Source organism: Mesorhizobium sp. P2_F5 (assembly GCF_056403715.1).
The window spans coordinates 189,820-208,968 of record NZ_JBFUEY010000009.1 but is presented as its reverse complement, the minus strand read 5'-3'; the positions used below and the strand labels follow the sequence as shown (position 1 = coordinate 208,968).

Below are 19,149 nucleotides of genomic sequence, written 5' to 3'. Positions count from 1 at the left end.
CATGTCGCCCAAAAGTGTGGAGCGGTTTTGGGACAACGACATGCGTCACCTCTAAGAGAGACAAGGCTATTTTCGTCTGGCCAATCGAATCTCGGCTGTTGACCCCCTACATCCGGTTCTGATTTGAGTACGCAGGCAGAAAGAGTCCCTGAGATATGGCCAAGCGCGCGTTCAACCTGCCCAATATGCTCACCTACGCCCGCATCGTCGCGGTGCCGCTGGTGGTGCTGTGCTTTTTTCTTGAAGGGCATCTGAAATCGAGCGACTTCGCCCGCTGGTCGGCGCTGATCATCTTCCTGCTGGCCTCGATCACCGATTATCTCGACGGCTATCTGGCGCGGGCCTGGCAGCAGACCTCCAACATCGGCAAGATGCTCGATCCGATAGCCGACAAACTGCTGGTCGCCACCTGCCTCTTGCTGCTCGCGGCAGACACCGACCGCCACGCCGGCATTGCCGGCTGGTCGCTATGGGCGGCGATCATCATCCTGTGCCGCGAGATCCTGGTTTCGGGCCTGCGCGAGTATCTGGCGGCACTCAAGGTCTCGGTGCCGGTTACGCAGCTGGCCAAATGGAAGACCGCCATCCAGATGGTCGCCATCGCCTTCCTGCTGGCTGGACCCGCCGGCGACAAGATCTTCCCGCTGACCACGCAGACCGGGCTGGTGCTGCTGTGGATCGCCGCACTGGTCACGCTCTACACCGGCTACGATTATTTCCGCGCCGGCCTCAAGCACATCATGGACGAGTGAGATGACGAAGCTCATCTATTTTGCCTGGGTGCGCGAACGGATCGGAAAGCCGGAAGAGGACGTCGAACTGCCCGCCGGCATCGAGACGGTGGCCGATCTCCTGCGCTGGCTGAAGTCGCGCGGCGAGGAGTACGAGCACGCGCTGCAATATCCCGATGTTATCCGCGTCGCCATCAACCAGGAACATGTCGAGCATCGCGAGAAGATATCCGGCGCGCGCGAGATCGCGCTGTTTCCGCCGATGACCGGGGGCTGACACCATGTCCGGCGGGCCGACGGTGCGCATTCAGCGCGAGGATTTCGACGTCGCCGCCGAGATCGCCAGGCTGACCGAAGGCCGCGCCGATATCGGCGCCGTGGTGTCCTTCTCCGGCCTCTGCCGCGACGAGCAGGGCCAGTTGTCGGCGCTCGAGCTCGAACATTATCCCGGCATGGCCGAAGCCGAAATCGGCCGCATCGCCGCCGAGGCGGTTCAGCGCTGGCCGCTGCAAGGGCTGACCGTTATCCATCGCCACGGCAAGATAACGCCCGGCGAAAACATCGTGCTGGTGGTGGCGGCTTCCGCGCACCGGCAGGCGGCGTTCGAGGCAGCGAATTTCCTGATGGATTTCCTGAAATCACGCGCCCCCTTCTGGAAGAAGGAACACCGCGCCGACGGCACCGATGGCGGCTGGGTCGAGGCCAAGGACGCCGACGACCAGGCTGCGGCTCGCTGGACACAGTCGCCGGCGGACTGATCTGCAGCCGGAATATTGCCATGCAGCCGCCTTCCATTGACCGCAATCCCTTGGCCAAATCGCATTCGGCAAAGGGAGCAAGGGCATGCTGGACAGGATCGCTGAATTCTTCGTCTTCGGTTTTGTGCCGCTGGTCGTTGGCATGCTGGCCGTTCCCGAACTTTCCGTCGCCGCCGAGAGAACCCTGAGGGGCGAGGTGATGTACCGTGAGCGCATAGCGTTGCCGCCCAACGCCGTGCTGTCGGTACAGCTTGCCGATGTGTCGCTGGCCGATGCGCCGGCCGCCATTGTCGGCGAACGCAAGGTGGCGCCGGCCGGCCAGGTGCCGATCAGGTTCGAGATTAGCTTCGATCCGCAGGCGATAAGGCCTGGCATGATCTATGCGTTGCGGGCGCGCATCACCGCCGACGACAGACTGCTGTTCGTCACCGACGTGAGCTATCTCGTCGATCCGCTGAGCGATGCGCCGCAGACCATCGTGCTGAAAATGGTGGCGCCGAGCGACAAGCCGACCTCGGCCTCGCTGTTCGATCAGAGCTGGCTGGTCGAATATATCGACGGCATCGGCGTGATCGCGCAACCGCAGGCGACGTTCCGGGTCAGCGAAGCCGGCAAGGCCGGCGGCAGCGGCCCTTGCAACACCTATTTTGCCACCGCCAGGGTCGACGGCTCGACGATCGCCATCAGCGACATCGGCTCGACCTACAAGGCCTGCGCGCCGGAGGTGATGGCCGAGGAGAAGGCGTTGTTCGAGGCGCTGGCCAAGGCGGCGTCATATCGCGTCGACGGCGGCAAGCTCACCATCGCCGACAAGAACGGCAAGAACATATTGCGCTTCAACGCGGCAAGCTGATGTCGACGGACCGGGCGTAGCGGCGGTGCGGGAATCGTCTTCGCGACGTTCATGCCCGGATTTCGCGACTGCCGGGAATAGTCCGGCCGCGCGAAGCGTTAACTTCCCATATGGCGGGTAGGCAAAAGGGACATGTCCCTTCACTGAAGCCGCCAGACCGAATGCGGGTCGATCTGGCCACTCAAAAAGGAGTCCAGATATGAAAAAGCACGCGCGCATCCTTGCTGCCACAGGCGTATCGCTGATTACCTTCGCCGGCTTTGCCAGGGCCGACGACCATTTGTTCAATGCACTTCAGCATGGTCTCAGTCCTGACAGCCAACCCTTCCAGACCAACAAGGCCGGCCATGGTGGCGACCTCGCGCCTGGGCAGGGCAGTCCGTTTGTCGGCGCCGACACCAAGACACCGGCCACCGACACCGAAGCGGCGAATGATCATGCGAATGTGAAAGAGCGCCAAGCAAAGTGACAAGAAGCCCGCCGCGAGAAGCGGCGGGAATTCTCGTTGTCCGATATGCCGCGCCGCGGGTTGACCGCCCTGGAGAGCATCAGACCTGCGGTGGCGGCGGTGCCGGCGTCAGGCCGAACCGGCGCATCAGGTCCATCAGCCTGGCGCGATCTGGCGGGCCGCCGGTGCTGAAAATGGCGAAGGCCTCGCGAAAATAGTCCGGACCGATCGCCGCCGGCGTCACCACGCACAGCACCTTGGCGGTCTCGGCGGTGTCGTTATCGAAGCGGTGGACCGCGCCACGCGGAATGCACAGCGCCTGGCCGGGTCCGATATCGTGCCGGTGTCCGTCGACGGTCAGCGTCAGCACGCCTTCGATCCCGTACATCGTCTCCTCATAGTGGTCGTGGCTGTGTGCCGGGGCGGGCAGGCGATGCGAGCCGGCGACCGTCAGTTCGAAGGCGGCGATGCTGCCGTTCGATTGGTCGCCGGTCAGCAGGAAGCGCACGGCAAGGCCGCCATGGCTGATTGTCTCTTCGGCGGGACTGACGCGAACCTGGCCGGCTTTGTCTAGCATTCCATCCTCCTATGTGGTAAATCGAATTTACCGATATGGGTAAACTCAATTTACCATGGTGTCAATGCCGCAATTCATCGAAGATCCGCCGAAGAAGCCGCCGCTGATCGGTGCGCTGCTGCGCGTGCCGGCGCTGGCCATTCACCGCAAGCTGATCAGGGAACTCAGGGCATCGGGTTTCGAGGACCTCAGCCCGCCGCATATGGCGGTCATACAATATCCTGGCCCGGATGGCCTTCGGCCGAGCGCGCTTGCCGAGCGCGCGGTGATGAGCAAGCAGGCCATGAACCAGCTGCTCAAGACGTTGGAAGCGATGGGCTACATCACCCGCTCGGCGGCACCTGATGAGAGCGGCGGGACCATCGTCCACTTCACCGATCGGGGCCGCGCCGCCTACCAGAAGATGGCCGACATCCTGCTCGACGTCGAGCGGGAATGGGCCGAGGAGCTTGGCGAGAAGCGCTTCACCGAGCTGAAAACGCTGCTCGGCGACCTCTGGGACACGCCGCTCATTCGTTGAGCTCAAACCGATTTCGCCTTCTCGAACATCGCCCCATAGTGATAAGGCGGCACCTCGACCAGACCAATAAGCTTCAGGCCGCCGGCTTCGGCATCCGCGATGGTCTGTTGCGGTGACAACCTGAGTTCGGTTCGCGGGCCGCGCGGCTCGCCCAGCACTGTCGTCGTCTCGCGCGGCTGCTGGTGCCAGTTGACGATGGCAAAGTGTCCGCCGGGGGCGAGCGCTTCGTGCACCGCACGCGCCAGCCGCGGCCGGTCGGGCACGCCGTGGAAGGCGTTGGCCATGAAGACGAAGTCGACGGGCCGGGACACAAGGTCCGCGAGCTCGTAGGCGTCGCCGGCGACGAATTCGCAATTGGCCACGCCGGCGCCGGTCAGCCGGCGTTGCGCGGCCTCCAGCTGGTCGGCGTCGATGTCGATGGCGATGACATGGCGGGCGACCGTGGCGATCGGCAGCGTGAACCAGCCGTCGCCGCAGCAGAGGTCGACCACCTCCATGCCTGGCTTCAGCCCGGTTGCCGCAAGCACGCCGGCGGGATCCGGCCACAGCGCTTCCCACCAGGTGCTCGACGGCATCTCGGTGCCCTGGAAGAAACCGGGGATGGCGCTGGTCATGGTCGGGTCGGATCCGCTGTGCCTGGTCCGACCCTAGCGCAGGCCGACCTTCGGGGGGAGTGCGGGGAAAGGTCCGATGCCAAAGAAAAAGGCCGGCGAAAGGCCGGCCTTTTGCATGCATTCCGTTCGCGTCGGCTCAGCCGACGATTTCGGTATCCGAGAACCAGTACTTGATCTCTTCGGCGGCGGTCTCCGGCGCGTCGGAGCCGTGCACCGAATTCTCGCCGATCGACAGCGCATGGGCCTTGCGGATGGTGCCTTCGGCGGCGTTGGCCGGGTTGGTGGCGCCCATCACTTCGCGGTTCCGGGCAATGGCGTTTTCGCCTTCCAGAACCTGCACGATGGTCGGCGCCGACGACATGAATTCCACCAGTTCGCCGAAGAACGGGCGATCCTTGTGGACGGCGTAAAAGCCCTCGGCCTCACGGCGGCTCATCCATACACGGCGCGAGGCGATGACGCGCAGGCCGGCCTCTTCCAGCATCCTGGTGATGGCGCCGGTGAGGTTGCGCCGCGTCGCGTCCGGCTTGATCATGGAAAAGGTGCGTTCGATCGCCATTGGTCGTCCTTGTGATGAAGAGAGGAATTGGGTGATGAAGAGTGGAATTGGGAGTGGCGGGCTCTATACAAGCCGCCCGGCCCATTGCCAAGGGGAGGCGCTTGGCCCGCGCTATTGCGCCGCGACCGGAGCCCTGGCGGCGCCGACGTCGCGCAGCGGCGGCAGGCCGTAGAGCCGGCTGTATTCGCGGCTGAACTGCGATGGGCTCTGAAGGCCATTCGCCGGTGCATGCGATGATCGATCGGGATAGTGTGGATTGGAGAGTGGCGCCGGTTCGCCACAGGACCCGTGAGAGGGAGCTTCGCGATGGACGATCATGCAAACCATCGTTGCGGGTGGGCGCAGAGCGATCCACTGATGCGCGCCTATCACGATGCAGAGTGGGGTGTGCCGCAGCGCGACCCCCGCATGCTGTGGGAAATGCTGATGCTGGAAGGGTTCCAGGCAGGATTGGCGTGGATCATCGTGCTCAGAAAGCGCGAGGCCTTTCGCGCCGCCTTCGCCGGCTTCGAGCCGGAGACGGTCGCGCGGTTCGGCGCGGCCGACATCGAGCGGCTGATGGCCGATCCCGGCATCGTCCGCGCCCGTGCCAAGATCGAAGCGACCATCCGCGGCGCCCAGATCTTCTGCGAGATGGCGCAGCGCGGCGAGAATTTCACCGATTTCTGCTGGTCCTTCACCGATGGCAAGGTGGTGAAGAGCGATGGCCACAGCTGGGTCGCGTCGTCGCCTCTGTCCGAGCGGATCTCCAAGGAGATGAAACGGCGCGGCTTCAAGTTCGTCGGTCCGACCATCGTCTATGCCTGGATGCAGGCGGTCGGCATCGTCAACGACCACGCCGCCGGCTGCTTCCGGCGGCCTGAAGTCGAGCGTCTCGCGTCTTAGCGCGCAGCCACCATGGAGGGCGGCGGAACACCCAGTTCCTGGGGCGAAGATGGACGGTTCGCATAGGCGGGGATATTATCTCGGGGAAGTCAGTTGAACGGCGAGCCGGGCGCTGAGGAAGCTTTGACGAGATGAACTGGCACGATCGGAGACCCAGGGATATCAAGGGCATCCTGTTGATGGTTGCCATCTTCGCTGCCGTTGCATTTGTCTTGGCGCTCTTTCCCGGCCTCGGCAAGAACACGAATTTCGGCTTCGGTCCGGAATGGCAATGCACCTCGATGGCGAAGGGCGACCCGATCTGCGTCAAGCTCATTGCCAAGGATGAGACCAAGTAACTTATTGCCAAGAATGTGACTTGTCGCCAGAAAGTGACCGGCACTACCGCTTGATCACCACGGGCCGCCGCCGCTGCTCCCAGCCCTCGCGTTCCAGCGTCGGCACATCATGCTCCTCGCTGGCATAGCCGAGGCAGAAATAGCCGATCAGCGTCCATTCGGGCGGCGTGTCGAGGATTTTAGCCATCTCGGCCGCGTCGAGGATCGACACCCAGCCCATGCCGATGCCTTCCGCCCGCGCCGCCAGCCACAGCGTATGCACCGCCATCACGGCCGAGTAGTCGATGGTCGCCGGCATGGTCTTGCGTCCGAGCCCGTGGCCCTGTTCCGTTGTGCGGTCGGCGAAGACCGCGAACTGACAAGGGGCCTCATTGAGACCGGCAAGCTTCAGCCGGGCATAGAGCGCGGCGCGCTCGCCCGAAAAGCATGCCAGCGCCTCGGCATTGCAGCGCTCGAAAGAGTCTCTCACGGCCGCGCGCCGTTCGGCGCTCTCGACCACGACGAAGCGCCACGGCTGGCTGAGCCCGACCGACGGCGCGATGCACGCAAGCTCCAGCAGCCGCTCCAGCGTGCCCTCCGGCAAAGCCGTCCGCTCGAAGCGCCGCACATCCCGGCGCCAGCGCAGCAGCGCGACCAGCCCGGCGCGAAAATCGTCGGTAAAATCGGGGGGTAGTGGCATGGCGATCGGGAGGCTTTTGTTGGGAATAGGCAGTAGGCAGTAGGGAATACAGCGCGGAGACCCTATTGCCTACTGCCTATTCCCAAATCCCTGGGCGGCTGCCGCCGCCTCCACCGTACGGCCAAGGCCATCATAAAGGTCGAGGCAGCGCTCGAACCATTGCGCAACGAGGTCGCTGTCATCGAGCAAGCGATAGGGCGAGGTAATGCGTGCCCATTGCAGCGCGCCAAAGACGATGTAGTCGGCATAGAGCGGCGAGGGGCCGCCGATAAATGGCTGATAGCCGAGCATCGAACGCAGCGGCTCCAGCGCGGCACGGAAGCCGGCGAGCCCGGCATCGCGGGTGGCTGTCACCGCTCCCAGCGGCTTGCCGAAGCGCTGCTCACGGCTGGCGCGGAAATAGGCGGCATTTTCGTCGTCCTGCATGGCGTGGATGTCGAGCAGTGCGGCCGTGGTGACATAGGGATGAATAGTGAGCTGCGACCAGCGCTCGATGAAACGCGCCATCGCCTTGCCGCCGTCGCCGGCAAACAGCGTCGGCCGCTTGGGATAGGCCTCGTCCAGATAGAGCGCGATGGCGAAGGAATCGGCCACCACACGATCGCCGTCGCGGATCACCGGCACGGTCTTCGAAATGCCGCCTTCGACCTTCGGCACGTCGAGGAAGCGCGTCGGCAGGCTGGATCTGTCCAGCCCTTTGTGCGCAAGCGCCATGGCAATCTTCCAGCAATGCGGGCTGAACGGACGGGACGTGTCGCGTCCGACGAGTTCATAGAACAGAATGGTCATTGGCGGCTGCGTCCTCGCGGTCTAATTAGGCGCCTGCGGTTGAAGCGGAACTCGTCGGCGGGAAGAAAAGATGAAACAGCATTTCATGATGTTTGCGGCCTACAATCAATGGGCCAATGGCCGCATCTACGATGCCGTCGCTGCGCTTGACGAAGAAGAGTTCAACAGGGATGTCGGCGCGTTTTTCGGATCGATGATGGGCACGCTCAATCATCTGCTGGCTACCGACCGCATCTGGATGAAACGCTTCACCGGCGAGGGTGACGCGCCGGCCAAGCTCGACGCCATCCTGCACCGCGCTTTGCCTGGCCTCCGGCTGGCGCGCGAGGCCGAGGACAGGCGGATCGTCGACTGGGTCGGGACCTTGAGCGAAAAGGCCTTGTCCGGCCGTTTCTCCTACATGACCGTTTCCGACATGCGCACCGTCTCGCAGCGGTTGGCGCCGGCCCTGGGCCACGTCTTCAACCACCAGACCCATCACCGCGGCCAGGCGCACACCATCCTGACCATTCTCGGCCGGCCCTCGGTATCGCTCGACCTGGCGTTTTTCCAGCGCACAGACGAAGGCCGCGCCTACGCCTGATCTCCTGGCCGCATTTCGCGTTTGAAGACACTGGAGTGGTTCACCGTTTCACGGAAACGCCGAACCGCTCCCTTCTCTGTTAAACGCAAAAACCGTTTCATATTTTTCCTGGACTGTTCTGGAAAGGCACCGCCCTGTGGGTAGCACTTTGGCGCCGGCCGTCGATGCCCCGGTTGCGAATAACGTCAGGCTGTGAATCCCCAAGCGGGTTGGAAGACCCTATCGCCGCACGCTGCCAGTATCTGGGCTGCGCGGCGGCTGGCTTCTCCCTGTGCCGCTTCGGCGCCCGGCCGGCCGCAGATACAAGCAGCTCCAACTTACAGTGGAGTTTTTTGTTGAGAAAATTCAACAAAGTTCCCGCGAATGCAGGAGGCGGAATTGGCGTCGGTGTCGGCGCTTCTATTGGCGGTGCTGGCGGTATCAATGCCGGTGCTGGCGCCTCTGTCGGCGGCAGTGGTGGCATCAAGGTTGGTGTCGGCGTCGGCATTGGCAATCCGAGCAATCCGAACAACCCCAACAATCCGAACAACCCGCCGGCGGTCGTCGCCAGCATGTCGAGCAGCCAGCTGACACGCATGAAGAAGCGCTGCATCGATGTGCTCAGCAGCGAGGGCACCTACGACAGCGACCTGCGGCAGCTTTGCCTGATGATCTCCCATCGCTGAGACGGGTTTCGCCGGGAGTGTCGAACCAGCTGTGAGGCTTTACGGCACTCTCCTACCGCATGCCCGGGACTTCCCGAGGGACATGCGCTGACGAGAAGCCTCCGGTCAGTCGGAAAGCCCGCCACGCAAGTGGCGGGCTTTTGTGACCGCCGGCATCGTCATGGCGATCACCCGTGCTATCGATGGGCTGTTAACCACATTACAATTGAAGGCAAGGTTTTAGGGTTTCATTTGTGTTCCCACTGCAAAATGGCGGACACGGTGGGAGAATGGCATGCGGATAGATCTGTCGCCCACGAGCTGGGGCAGGGTCATAGCGGTCACAGTTGTCGGCACGGCGATCTGCATCGCGGCTGCTTTCTTTGTCGATTCCTACAATTTTCCGTCGCTGTCGCCTGATGCGTTGCGCTGGGCGAAGCTCACCGACCTTTTGCTGCCGCTTGTGCTGGGTGGGTCGTTCTTCTCTTTCCTGATGTACAAAATGCGTCAGCTGGCGATCGCCCAGAAAGAGCTGAGCATCGTCGCGGCGACCGACAGCCTGACGGCGGTGTTCAACCGCGGGGCGTTTTCAATGCTGGTCGAAGCGTATCTCGACCAGGCGCGCAGCCAAACCGTCGTCAATGCCGGCGCCTTGCTGATCGTCGACGCCGACCATTTCAAGACCATCAACGATCGACTGGGCCACGATTGCGGCGATCAGGCGTTGAAGCTGATCGCCGAGACGATCAAGGCCCAGCTGCGCGGCGCCGACATTGTCGGGCGCATCGGCGGCGAGGAGTTCGCCGTTTTCCTGCCCGGCGCCGACCCGTCGCAGTCCTGGCTGGTCGCCGAGGGGATCCGGCGGCGCATCCGCGAGGTCGATTTTTCCCCGGGTGGACGACCTTGTCCGCTCTCGGTGAGCATCGGCGGCGTCGCCTTCAGCGGACCCACCACCTATGCCGACATGTTCGTGACGGCCGACCGGCACCTCTACAAGGCCAAGTCGAACGGGCGTGACCAGGTCAGTTTTGAGACGACAGGGCCGCGCGGCTTGCTGGCCGGCGACCCGGCAACGTTCCATTGAGACTGGGCAATAGGGTCGGAGCGGGCCTGGTCAGGCGGGTCGCGGTAACGCCGACCTGATACAGCGCAGTGGAGCTACCTTCCACGATGTGGACTGCAGCAGGCATCGTTCCTTGTCGTGAGCGCCTGGATCCGCCGGTTCACGGCGCGGCCGTCAACAATCCGTTCATCCCTTGGCCATTAATCTCCGCCGAACCGATCTTCGGCCTCAAAACGAGGGCAGAGTGTCCGATCTCGTAGACCTCAAGGCGGTGCTGGTCATCGCGCTTATCTTCATTCCGCTGGAGCGGCTGTTGCCGCTGCATGCGGAGCAATCATCGACGCGCCGGCATTGGCTGAACGATGTCGTCTACCTGCTGTTCAACGGCATCATCACCAAGATCGGCCTGCTCCTCGTGATCGGCACAGCCATGCTGGTGCTTGACCAGTTTGTTCCGGCCGGGCTTACGCAGGCGGTGCAGTCGCAACCGGTCTGGCTGCAGGCGGTGGAGGTTCTGGTGCTGGCCGATACCGGCTTCTACCTGGCGCATCGCGCCTTTCACGCCATCCCGTTCCTCTGGCGCTTCCATTCGATCCACCACAGCATCGAGGAGATGGACTGGCTGGCAGCGCACCGTGTTCATCCTGTCGACCAGATCCTGACCAAATCGGCGTCGTTCCTGCCAATCTTCGCCCTCGGCTTTTCGACCACCGCCATACTGATCTTTACTCTGATCTATCAGTGGCAGTCGCTGTTCATCCATTCGAACACGCGTATCAGGGTCGGACCGTTGAAATGGCTGTTGGCGTCACCGCAATTTCATCATTGGCATCACGCCAATGAGCGCGAAGCCTGGGACAAGAATTTCGCCGGGCAGTTGCCATTGCTCGACATGCTGGGAGGCACCTTGTTCATGCCCGACAGGATGCCGCAGAAATACGGCACCGATGACCCGGTCCCGCCGCTCTATCATCAGCAGCTTGCCTACCCGTTTGTCGGCAGCGCGGAACAGCTCGCGCAGCCGGCGAGGCTGGCCGAAGCCTCATCGACGCCGGCCGGCAAGTCCGATTGATCTTTCTCTGGCCAGGCCTGGTCCAGCCGCCGTCTCAGGCGGCATAGCCGCCGTAGCCACGCGCGCGGCATCCACGGCTGCGGCCGGCGGCTATTTCCACATGCCGCGCATGCGGGCGCCGAGGTCGATCCTGACTTCAGGTCTGTGGCGCGGATCGTCCTTTGCGTGGACGCTCACCCACGAGGTCTGCTCGAAGGCGCCGAGGATCGAGGCCGGGATGAAGCGGCTGCGCGAGGCATAGACATTGCGGTCGCCGCGCGCCGGCTGGTTGTGCGGGTAAAAACGCTGCGGCGTCACCAGGTGCAGGCCGTCCTTGGCGCGCGTCATCGCGACGTAAAGCAGCCGGCGTTCTTCCTCGATGTCTTCCTTGGTGCCGACGCCGAGATCGGCCGGGATGCAGCCGTCGACGGTGTTGAGCACGAAGACATTCTTCCACTCCTGGCCCTTGGCCGAATGGATGGTCGACAGGATCAGATAGTCCTCGTCGCGATGTGGCGGCCCGGCCTGGTCGCTGGTCGCATCCGGCGGATCTAGCGTCAGCTCGGTCAGGAAGCGCTCGCGCGAGGCGTAGCCGGAGGCGATCTGCTCGAGCTGCATAAGGTCGGCTCGCCGCGTCGTTGCGTCTTCGTGCATGCGCTCGAGATGCGGCTCGTACCACAGCCTGACCTGTTCGAGGTCGGCTGGCCATTTCCCCGACCGGGCGCGCAGGCCGGAAAATAGCGCGACGAATGCCGGCCAGTCTTCCACCGCGCGCTGCGGCGGCCGGTAGCGGGCCAGCCCCATCGCTTCGTCGAGTGACGTCGCCATGGTCTCGACGACGGCGCTGGCTGCCGAAGGGCCGATGCCGGGCAGGAGCTGCAGCACGCGAAAGCCGGCGACGCGGTCGCGCGGGTTCTCGGCAAAGCGCAGCACCGCCAGCACGTCCTTGACATGGGCGGCGTCGAGGAATTTCAGCCCACCGAACTTGACGAACGGGATGTTGCGACGCGTCAGTTCGATCTCCAATGGCCCGCTGTGGTGCGAGGCGCGAAACAGCACCGCCTGCGATTTCAGCACCGTGCCGGCTTCGCGCTCGGCCAGGATGGCCTGGCAGACGTAGTTCGCCTGTTCGGCCTCATCGCGCACGCTGACCAGTTTCGGCTTTTGCGAGGATTTGCGCTCCGACCATAGGTTCTTGGTGAAGCGCTCAGGCGCCTCGGAAATCACCGCATTGGCCGCCGCCAAAATGGTCTCGGTCGAGCGGTAGTTGCGCTCCAGCATGATGACGTCTGCGGCGCGCGCGAATTGTTGGGGGAAGTCGAGGATGTTGCGCACTTCCGCGGCACGGAACGAATAGATCGACTGCGCGTCGTCGCCGACCACGGTCAGCCCGGCGCCGTCCGGCTTCAGCGCCGAAAGGATCGAGGCCTGCAGCCTGTTGGTGTCCTGGTATTCGTCGACCAGCACATGGTCGAAACGGGAGGAAAGATGCGCGGCGATTTCAGGCTCGGCCGCCATCTGCGCCCAGTAGAGCAGGAGGTCGTCGTAATCGAGAACGTTCTGCGCCTGCTTGGCCTCGACATATCCGGCAAACAGCGTCTTCAGCTGTTCTGCCCACCCCGCGCACCAGGGGAAGGCCGAACCCAACACCTCGCCGAGCGGCGCCTGCGCGTTGACAGTGCGCGAATAGATCGCCAGGCACGTGCCCTTGGTCGGAAACCGGCTTTCGGTCTTCGAAAAGCCGAGCTCGTGGCGGGCGAGGTTCATCAGGTCGGCGGAATCCTCTCGGTCGTGGATGGTAAAGGCGGGGTCGAGACCGATGGTCAGCGCATAGTCACGCAGCAGCCTGGCGCCGATGCCATGAAACGTGCCGGCCCAGCTCAGCGCGTCAGCGATGACGGACGCATCGCGGCCCAGCACCTCGCCGGCAATGCGTTCCACCCGCCGGGCCATTTCGGTGGCGGCGCGGCGCGAGAACGTCATCAGCAGGATGCGCCTCGGATCGGCGCCCTTGACGATCAGATGCGCGACCCGGTGGGCGAGCGTATTGGTCTTGCCGGAGCCTGCGCCCGCGATCACCAGCAACGGCCCGGCGATCTGGCCGTCACCATGCTCGACGGCCAGCCGCTGCTCGGTGTTGAGCTTCGCGAGATAGGCGGGCTGCAAGTTCGAATCATTGATGGCGATGGTCATCGCTCATCAAGCATCGTTTCCGCTTTGTTCGCAACGGGCCAAGGCGGCCCGGCCTCTACCAGGCCTTTATCTCTGTGGGGATGGCTGGCCTATCTTCGCGGAGCCACGCCCATCGCCGCCGATTGGCGCCGCAAGGCGCGTTTGTCGCCGGGCATCGGCAGCGGTTCGAAATCGTCGGGCACCTCGTCGATGACTTTTCTGGCGGCGCGATAGGCGGCATAGGCGACAAGGCCGGTTATGAGCAGACGGATCATGGCGCGCTCTCCTTTGCTCAACCAACCGCAGAGGCGGCGTTTTGTTCCCGCGCCGGCTAGGCATCCCTTGCGGATATGCAACCAAAGTGGAGCCGCCTCGTTGCTTTACAAATGGGGAAGGAGAGCAACGGAGAGGGCGGACGAAGGAGGTAGCCATGAAGAGGCTTCTGATCCTGTTTGCCGTTGGCTTGGCGCTCGCGGCCTGCGACAACAACATCCAGCCGACCAAGGCGCCCGTGGTAGATCAAGTCCCGCAGCCGACGCCGAAGTCGCCCACCGGCGGCGATCAACTGCCACCGGCGCAATAGATCGGGGTCATCGCGGCAAGATGAATCTTTACCGCCCCAGCAGATTTCGGGCGGCGTGAAGCAGGGTGGACCAACGCGATACGGCCTTGTCCAGTTCGAAGACGAGATAGCGCGCGGGTTCGGCGCCGACGGACTTCAGCCCGTGCATTGCACCGGCAGGGTGATAAAGTAGCGCCGGAGCCGAGACCCGCTTGCCCAGCGTCTCAATCGCACCGGAAAACAGGACAATGGCCACGTCATAACGGTCGGCATGGGGCGCGTAGCCGACGCCAGGCATCGCTATCGAGACATGACAGTGCAGTCGATCGAGCCATCTGGTCCTCGCGTTGAGGATGGTTCCCCGATTGCGCTTGCCGAGATCCGCCGCGGCAAACAGCGTGTCTGAGCCCCGCACGAAGGCCAGCTTCGACGCTTCGCCCGGCGCATGGCCTCGCTCGTTGCGCCATTTCAGCATCGTGTAGAGCACTGGTTTGTCGCTGGCATTGACCAGCGTGTGCGGCTGGAAGGCGGGGTAATAGGCGAAATCGCCTGCGTTCATCGTCTCGCGTCGAACGCTCTCAGACCCGACATCGTCGGCGGTTATCAACGCTGCTTGCCCCAAAACGACAATGAGGATCTCTTCTTCCACATGGGCGTGCAGTGGATGTGGCGTGGCGCCGGGCGCCAGTACCGATGAGTGCGCGTCCATGAATTCGATCTTGGCCGTGCGGCCGCGAAAGTGTGGCATCGAGGCGAAATGTGCCACCGGCTTGGCCGGCAGTTCGGGCAGATCGAACGCGGCGTTCGCTATCGCGGCAAGCCGGCGCGCGCCGGGCGGTCTGGCGATCTGGTTGACACCGATCGGCGAGCGGCCGGAAACGACCAGTACCGGCGGCCTTGGCTCCGTCTTGAAACGAAACGGCCATTCGAAGGCTTCAGGAATGAAGACCGGGCGGTCGGCGCGGGCATATTGAAGCAGCAAGGCGACGCGTGTGGTCGGCGATGGATTGTGCGAACCGTGCCAGGCCCTGCCGTCGAAGACCAGCGCGGCACCGTCGGAAACGTCGGGCTGAACGATTGTCGCGTCTTGAGCAAAAGTCCGCGCTGTATCCAGCACAGCCGCATCGGAATTTTCCGACGCATTCATTCCAAGCCTGGCTTTGATCTCCTGAATCGTGGCGCCATAGCGGTGCGAACCCCTGACGAATTTGAGGCCCGACGCGGAATTTGTGTTCTCCAGGCCCAGCCACACGGTCAGGAAGCCGCCATCGGCCGATGACGATTCGACATCGCAGTGAAACGGATGCTCCGTGTCCGGACGCCTGATGACGAGATGCGCGGCCCACAGAATGATGTCTTCGCCGAGGACCGGACGTACCAGCTCGAGGATGCGCGGGTCGCTGGCGATCTTGTAATAGTGACGATTGGCGACAGCGGACGCCTTGCTCCATACCTTCTTTTTCTGGCGTTCCTTGATCAGCCTGGGCAGAAGGCGGCCACGTTCCTTTCGGCTTAGAACCGGAAACGGGCCAGCGAAACCGTCGCGCTCAATGTCGTCGATCATCAATCAGCTCGCTTCAGGTGAACCCAATCGGAACCGATTGCCTGAGCCGAGCGTACGACAGGCGCGCATCTCGAAACAAGAGCGGGGAAGAAGGCCGGCGCCGCTTGGGAGGAAGCTGAAAGCGCCGGCCAAGCGGGAAAACAGGCCCGCCGCGCGACCGAAGATAGCTGAGTCTTTCCTCTGCGTCATGAGGTGGGCCGCATCGACTGCTTCATGACGGCGCTCCTGCACAAAATTCAACAGAAAAACCCTGAAATCCTGCAGCATCTAGCCACGACTGGTCCGCTCTGCACGGGTACTTCCGAAAGATGAAAACGGTTCTGTTCGGTGCCCTCATATTCGCCTCGATCACAATCGCGGCGCTGGCCAAATGGACTGTGGCCTACAATTATCGGGAACGACTGAGCGACCGTCAGCTCACCGCGATAGCGGTTGGTAGGCAATTATGGTGAAGTGCCAGAGATCGCAGCGCTGAGGACAGAGCCCTCGGCGGGAACGACCTCAGGCCATTGCCTGCCGCAGCACCGGGCCGCTGGCGATCTCGGCGTCCAGTTGGCACTGCGTCAGCGCTGCCTCGGCCATGATCCACTGCTTGAACAGGTCCACCTTGCGCGCGTAGAGCGCGGTGACCGGGCTGACGAAATACCAGCCGGCGGTGTTGGTGTGATGCACCGCGAACGGCGCCACCAGCCGCTCGGCGCGGATGTCGCTCGCCATATAGGCGCGGTTGGCAACTGCAAAGCCCATGCCGGCATTGGCCGCCTCGTAGGACATCATGCAGGAATCGAAATAGATGCTCTTGGCCTCGCCGAGCACCGAACTCGCACCGGCGAAACCCAGCCACGACTGCCAGTTCTGCGTGCAGGTGTCGGAATGCAGCAGCGTGAAATACCTGAGGTCGTCCGGCGTCACCTTTGACAGCGGCTTGTCGCCGAGAATCTCGTGGAACAGCTTCCTGCTGCAGACCGGCGTCAAATCCTCCTTGAACAACAGGTGTGCCGCCAGGTCTGGAAAACTGCCGTCTCCGTAGCGGATCTCCAGGTCGAACTCGGAGGTGGCGAACTCATTGGTGGCGTAGGAGGTCGAGACCCGCATCTCGATTTCGGGATATTGCCGCTGGAACAGCGGCAGGCGCGGAAACAGCCAGCGCGCGGCGAAAGTCGGCAGCACCGAAATCTTCAGCACGTGCGCCTGCGACTGTCCGGTCGCTTCCATGCTGGCTGCCACGATCCGCTCCAGCGCCTCGCGAACGCGCGACACATAGGTCTCGCCCTCGGGCGTCAGCGAAACCGCATTGCCGCCACGCTGGAAGATCTTGAAACGCAGCTGGTCCTCGAGGCTTTTGACACGCTGGCTGACCGCGGAAGCAGTAATGAACTGCTCTTCGCCGGCGCGCGTAAAGTTACGGTGCCGGGCGGCACTTTCCACAATCTTCAGCGAATTGAGGTTGACCTGACTGAGCAGACGCACGGGTTTCGACCTTAAGCTGGGCTTACACTAGCACCAGCATTCCTAATTTTACAGGGGTGGGGAAATTAATCGACTGTTTACCAAGTGATGCCCCCACCCTGGAGAAGTAGAATGAACGCCCATACCATTCCCGATTTGCGCTGTGCGATGAGCCGTGAAGCCATTATCGGTCACGAGACAGCCTGGAAAGTGTCGAGTTTTGGCGTTGCGCAGTATCTGCACGGCTACGACCCGGCGTTGCTGGCGGCGATCGAGGAGGCGGCTTTGAAGCTCAAGTCCAGCCACGCCGTGCACAAGCATCTCGATCTGACCTTCATCACCGGCGCCGATCGCTTCATTCCGGAGATCAAGGAACTGCTGCATGACAAGCTGCGCCTGGAACGTCTGTCCGACATGATGGGCACCAAGCTCGAGCCGTACCCGCTGTCGATCGTCGGTTCGACCGTCACCTTCATGAATCCCAAGGACGGCGCCGTCGATTGGCATTGCGACGGCGTTCCGGTCACCGAACTCATTCCGCTGTCGATCAGCAATCCGCTTGTCGGCGGCCATCTCGAAATCTACTGCGACGATTCCGAGACCGGCCGCGCTATTCTCGAATCCGGCCGCGAGATCCCGCGCAACCGCATCATGCGCATCGACCACAAGATGAACTACGCGACGCTCGGGCAGTTTCTTGGCGTTCTGCACCGGACGGCACCGATCCAGTTCGGTGAGCGCGTCACGCTGGTGCTCAACCAGCGCTCGGTGGCCAAGCCCTATGTCGATGACAACCGCATGTTTTATCTCGCAGCCGACAATGATCATGACCGCGAATGGGTCAACGAGTTGGCCGAAGACGTGTGGACAAACCAGCTGCCGGCCTATCGCCGCTTCGAGGAAGAGCGTCCGGTTGCGGCGGCTGCCGATGCGCCGTTCCCGGGCGGATCAAGGGAATCATGGTAGCCAGAGCATAGAAGTGGACACCGGTTTGACCGTCGGTTCGGAAGAAATCATGGTCGGCAATGGAGACAGGGCACCATCCCGGCGGTTCCGGGATGGGTCGGGCTCGCCATCGGCGCTGATCTTCGCCGCCGGCGCGGTCGCCCTGTGGTCGACCAACGCGCTGGTCGGTAAGTCCCTGCTGGCCAGCCACCCGGTGTCGCTGGTGCAGTTGCTGCAGTTTTGCGGAGCGGCACTGGTGTTCGCCGTCATCCATCTGGCGAGCCGCAAGAACGCGACGCCGGAAAACGCAGCCACGGGCGCCCGGGCGATTGCGGTCGGCATCATCGGCCTGGTCGGCACCATGGTGCTGCAATACATCGCCTTTGCCTCAATGCCGGTGATCGAGGCCAATCTCGTCGCCTACACCTGGCCGCTGATGGTCGCGGCGGCGGTCATCGTGCTGGGCAAGCCGCAACGCCCCGTGCTTCTCGGCTTGACTGCCGTACTCGGCTTTGTCGGCGTGGCGCTGGTGATCTCGGGTGGCCGCGGCCAGCCTTTTCTCCAGGGCAGCATCGTCGGCTATCTCGCCGCCTTCGGCTCAGCATTGTGCATGGCGTTCTATTCGATCGCGGTCGCTCGCCTGGCCACACCGTCGGAGCGTTTGCTTTTGCCTTCGGCACTGGTTGGCGTCGGCCTGACCTTGCTCTGGTGTGTTCACGACGGCGCGACCTGGCCAGCTGGCGCCGACCTCCTGCTTGGCCTCTATCTCGGCGCCGGTCCGATGGGTCTGGGCTATTATTTCTGGTCGCGCGCCTTGAAGCTCGAAGGCGGCGGCAAGGTTGCGGTTGTCGCCTATCTGACGCCGATCGCCTCGACGCTGCTGCTGACGATGTCCGGTGAAACGCTGACGCTGACCGCGATTGCCGGTGCGGTACTCGTCATCGGTAGTTGCATTGCGGTGGGCATAGAACGCTCGGAGGCTGAAAACCATGCTTGACGACGATGAACGCCTCGCCAGACAGGAAGCATTCTGGCTGCTCAAGGAGTTCGGCGCCGAGGCGCCGCTCTATGCCGCCATGAAGGCGGAGAAGGCGATAGAGCAGAAGGATTTCGGGCGGTGCGCCCGCTGGAAACGTATTCTAGAGATATTGGCCGACTCCAGACCCGTTAGCTCCGCAAGGGCGAAATCGGCCGCTTCGAAGTATTAGATTTTCTAATTTGCAACGTTGCAACCTTATGTGGAAACATCCTCCTGCACCGATTCTTGATGATTTACTGACGCTTAACGACCCACTGGGGAGGTGCTGTTAAGTGGATACATCGGGAACACTCTTCAAAAAAAGCCGGCAACTGCATCACCGGCGG

Annotated in this window: 26 protein-coding genes and 1 pseudogene; 16 read left to right on the top strand and 11 right to left on the bottom strand. The window is 62.9% G+C overall.

Annotated features, from left to right (window positions below; genetic code table 11):
* Window positions 1-155 precede the first annotated feature (155 nt).
* The 5 genes from pgsA to AC1DYO_RS15355 all read left to right on the top strand — a co-directional run bounded on the left by pgsA (window position 156) and on the right by AC1DYO_RS15355 (window position 2,811).
* A complete protein-coding gene (gene pgsA, locus AC1DYO_RS15375; RefSeq protein WP_023673449.1) occupies window positions 156-752 on the top strand; it encodes a CDP-diacylglycerol--glycerol-3-phosphate 3-phosphatidyltransferase in 597 nt (198 codons plus the stop codon).
* Window position 753: 1 nt separating this feature from the next.
* Window positions 754-1,008, top strand: coding sequence for a molybdopterin converting factor subunit 1 (gene moaD / locus AC1DYO_RS15370; protein WP_477264540.1), 255 nt, complete (start codon window positions 754-756; stop codon window positions 1,006-1,008).
* Window positions 1,009-1,012: 4 nt separating this feature from the next.
* On the top strand, window positions 1,013-1,489 hold the full coding sequence (locus AC1DYO_RS15365) for a molybdenum cofactor biosynthesis protein MoaE (RefSeq protein WP_477264538.1): 477 nt from the start codon (window positions 1,013-1,015) through the stop codon (window positions 1,487-1,489).
* An 85-nt stretch (window positions 1,490-1,574) separates the two neighbouring features.
* Complete coding sequence (locus AC1DYO_RS15360) at window positions 1,575-2,342, top strand: YbaY family lipoprotein (RefSeq protein WP_477264536.1); 768 nt, start codon at window positions 1,575-1,577, stop codon at window positions 2,340-2,342.
* 199 nt (window positions 2,343-2,541) lie between these two features.
* Complete coding sequence (locus AC1DYO_RS15355) at window positions 2,542-2,811, top strand: hypothetical protein (protein WP_477264534.1); 270 nt, start codon at window positions 2,542-2,544, stop codon at window positions 2,809-2,811.
* 79 nt (window positions 2,812-2,890) lie between these two features.
* Here the strand turns inward: AC1DYO_RS15355 and AC1DYO_RS15350 are convergent, their stop codons facing one another.
* Complete coding sequence (locus AC1DYO_RS15350; protein WP_477264532.1) at window positions 2,891-3,367, bottom strand: cupin domain-containing protein; 477 nt, start codon at window positions 3,365-3,367, stop codon at window positions 2,891-2,893.
* A gap of 64 nt (window positions 3,368-3,431) precedes the next feature.
* On the opposite strand from AC1DYO_RS15350, the gene AC1DYO_RS15345 reads away from it, so the two are divergent.
* Window positions 3,432-3,887 carry a MarR family winged helix-turn-helix transcriptional regulator gene (locus AC1DYO_RS15345; RefSeq protein ID WP_477264530.1) on the top strand — a complete coding sequence of 152 codons (456 nt, stop codon included), beginning with the start codon at window positions 3,432-3,434 and terminating at the stop codon, window positions 3,885-3,887.
* Window positions 3,888-3,889: 2 nt separating this feature from the next.
* Here AC1DYO_RS15345 and AC1DYO_RS15340 read toward each other — a convergent pair whose 3' ends face one another.
* From AC1DYO_RS15340 to AC1DYO_RS15330, 3 genes and pseudogenes are all read right to left on the bottom strand, one after another.
* Window positions 3,890-4,501, bottom strand: coding sequence for a class I SAM-dependent methyltransferase (locus tag AC1DYO_RS15340; protein ID WP_477264528.1), 612 nt, complete (start codon window positions 4,499-4,501; stop codon window positions 3,890-3,892).
* Window positions 4,502-4,637: 136 nt separating this feature from the next.
* Window positions 4,638-5,060 (bottom strand): nucleoside-diphosphate kinase, encoded by a 423-nt coding sequence (ndk, locus tag AC1DYO_RS15335; RefSeq protein ID WP_477264526.1) that lies wholly within the window; start codon window positions 5,058-5,060, stop codon window positions 4,638-4,640.
* Window positions 5,061-5,171: 111 nt separating this feature from the next.
* Window positions 5,172-5,276, bottom strand: a pseudogene (locus AC1DYO_RS15330) (AraC family transcriptional regulator); the annotation flags it as partial.
* A 90-nt stretch (window positions 5,277-5,366) separates the two neighbouring features.
* On the opposite strand from AC1DYO_RS15330, the gene AC1DYO_RS15325 reads away from it, so the two are divergent.
* Both AC1DYO_RS15325 and AC1DYO_RS15320 read left to right on the top strand, forming a co-directional pair.
* On the top strand, window positions 5,367-5,945 hold the full coding sequence (locus AC1DYO_RS15325) for a DNA-3-methyladenine glycosylase I (protein WP_477264524.1): 579 nt from the start codon (window positions 5,367-5,369) through the stop codon (window positions 5,943-5,945).
* A gap of 131 nt (window positions 5,946-6,076) precedes the next feature.
* Window positions 6,077-6,283 (top strand): hypothetical protein, encoded by a 207-nt coding sequence (locus AC1DYO_RS15320; protein ID WP_477264522.1) that lies wholly within the window; start codon window positions 6,077-6,079, stop codon window positions 6,281-6,283.
* 43 nt (window positions 6,284-6,326) lie between these two features.
* Here AC1DYO_RS15320 and bluB read toward each other — a convergent pair whose 3' ends face one another.
* Together bluB and AC1DYO_RS15310 are read right to left on the bottom strand one after the other, a co-directional pair.
* Window positions 6,327-6,962, bottom strand: coding sequence for a 5,6-dimethylbenzimidazole synthase (bluB, locus tag AC1DYO_RS15315; RefSeq protein WP_181059091.1), 636 nt, complete (start codon window positions 6,960-6,962; stop codon window positions 6,327-6,329).
* A gap of 69 nt (window positions 6,963-7,031) precedes the next feature.
* Window positions 7,032-7,751, bottom strand: a complete 720-nt coding sequence (locus AC1DYO_RS15310) for a glutathione S-transferase family protein (protein WP_477264520.1) — start codon at window positions 7,749-7,751, stop codon at window positions 7,032-7,034.
* 70 nt (window positions 7,752-7,821) lie between these two features.
* On the opposite strand from AC1DYO_RS15310, the gene AC1DYO_RS15305 reads away from it, so the two are divergent.
* The 4 genes from AC1DYO_RS15305 (at window position 7,822) to AC1DYO_RS15290 (ending at window position 11,113) form a co-directional block, all read left to right on the top strand.
* The gene (locus tag AC1DYO_RS15305; protein WP_477264519.1) at window positions 7,822-8,334 is read left to right on the top strand and encodes a DinB family protein; all 513 of its coding nucleotides are present in this window, start codon (window positions 7,822-7,824) and stop codon (window positions 8,332-8,334) included.
* Between the two features lie 335 nt (window positions 8,335-8,669).
* Window positions 8,670-8,999, top strand: a complete 330-nt coding sequence (locus AC1DYO_RS15300) for a hypothetical protein (protein ID WP_477264517.1) — start codon at window positions 8,670-8,672, stop codon at window positions 8,997-8,999.
* A 274-nt stretch (window positions 9,000-9,273) separates the two neighbouring features.
* Window positions 9,274-10,062: a GGDEF domain-containing protein gene (locus AC1DYO_RS15295; protein ID WP_477264515.1), complete on the top strand. Its 789-nt coding sequence runs from the start codon at window positions 9,274-9,276 to the stop codon at window positions 10,060-10,062.
* A gap of 223 nt (window positions 10,063-10,285) precedes the next feature.
* Complete coding sequence (locus tag AC1DYO_RS15290) at window positions 10,286-11,113, top strand: sterol desaturase family protein (protein ID WP_477264513.1); 828 nt, start codon at window positions 10,286-10,288, stop codon at window positions 11,111-11,113.
* 90 nt (window positions 11,114-11,203) lie between these two features.
* Here AC1DYO_RS15290 and AC1DYO_RS15285 read toward each other — a convergent pair whose 3' ends face one another.
* Both AC1DYO_RS15285 and AC1DYO_RS15280 read right to left on the bottom strand, forming a co-directional pair.
* Window positions 11,204-13,285 (bottom strand): ATP-dependent helicase, encoded by a 2,082-nt coding sequence (locus AC1DYO_RS15285; RefSeq protein WP_477264511.1) that lies wholly within the window; start codon window positions 13,283-13,285, stop codon window positions 11,204-11,206.
* An 89-nt stretch (window positions 13,286-13,374) separates the two neighbouring features.
* Window positions 13,375-13,539 carry a hypothetical protein gene (locus AC1DYO_RS15280; protein ID WP_477264509.1) on the bottom strand — a complete coding sequence of 55 codons (165 nt, stop codon included), beginning with the start codon at window positions 13,537-13,539 and terminating at the stop codon, window positions 13,375-13,377.
* 155 nt (window positions 13,540-13,694) lie between these two features.
* Here AC1DYO_RS15280 and AC1DYO_RS15275 point away from each other — a divergent pair, with 155 nt between their 5' ends.
* Window positions 13,695-13,847 carry a hypothetical protein gene (locus AC1DYO_RS15275; protein ID WP_181059101.1) on the top strand — a complete coding sequence of 51 codons (153 nt, stop codon included), beginning with the start codon at window positions 13,695-13,697 and terminating at the stop codon, window positions 13,845-13,847.
* 28 nt (window positions 13,848-13,875) lie between these two features.
* Here the strand turns inward: AC1DYO_RS15275 and AC1DYO_RS15270 are convergent, their stop codons facing one another.
* The 3 genes from AC1DYO_RS15270 to AC1DYO_RS15260 all read right to left on the bottom strand — a co-directional run bounded on the left by AC1DYO_RS15270 (window position 13,876) and on the right by AC1DYO_RS15260 (window position 16,860).
* Window positions 13,876-15,390: a cupin domain-containing protein gene (locus AC1DYO_RS15270; RefSeq protein WP_477264507.1), complete on the bottom strand. Its 1,515-nt coding sequence runs from the start codon at window positions 15,388-15,390 to the stop codon at window positions 13,876-13,878.
* Window positions 15,391-15,393: 3 nt separating this feature from the next.
* Window positions 15,394-15,657, bottom strand: coding sequence for a hypothetical protein (locus AC1DYO_RS15265; RefSeq protein ID WP_477264505.1), 264 nt, complete (start codon window positions 15,655-15,657; stop codon window positions 15,394-15,396).
* 234 nt (window positions 15,658-15,891) lie between these two features.
* Window positions 15,892-16,860: a LysR substrate-binding domain-containing protein gene (locus AC1DYO_RS15260; protein WP_477264503.1), complete on the bottom strand. Its 969-nt coding sequence runs from the start codon at window positions 16,858-16,860 to the stop codon at window positions 15,892-15,894.
* Window positions 16,861-16,971: 111 nt separating this feature from the next.
* Here AC1DYO_RS15260 and AC1DYO_RS15255 point away from each other — a divergent pair, with 111 nt between their 5' ends.
* The 3 genes from AC1DYO_RS15255 to AC1DYO_RS15245 are packed head-to-tail and all read left to right on the top strand — an operon-like array spanning window position 16,972 to window position 18,992.
* Entirely contained in the window at window positions 16,972-17,805 is an 834-nt protein-coding gene (locus AC1DYO_RS15255) for a hypothetical protein (protein WP_477264501.1), read from the top strand.
* Between the two features lie 49 nt (window positions 17,806-17,854).
* Window positions 17,855-18,781, top strand: coding sequence for a DMT family transporter (locus AC1DYO_RS15250; protein WP_477264814.1), 927 nt, complete (start codon window positions 17,855-17,857; stop codon window positions 18,779-18,781).
* A complete protein-coding gene (locus tag AC1DYO_RS15245) occupies window positions 18,774-18,992 on the top strand; it encodes a hypothetical protein (RefSeq protein ID WP_477264497.1) in 219 nt (72 codons plus the stop codon). The genes AC1DYO_RS15250 and AC1DYO_RS15245 overlap by 8 nt, the downstream gene beginning before the upstream one ends.
* The last annotated feature ends 157 nt before the right edge of the window (window positions 18,993-19,149 follow it).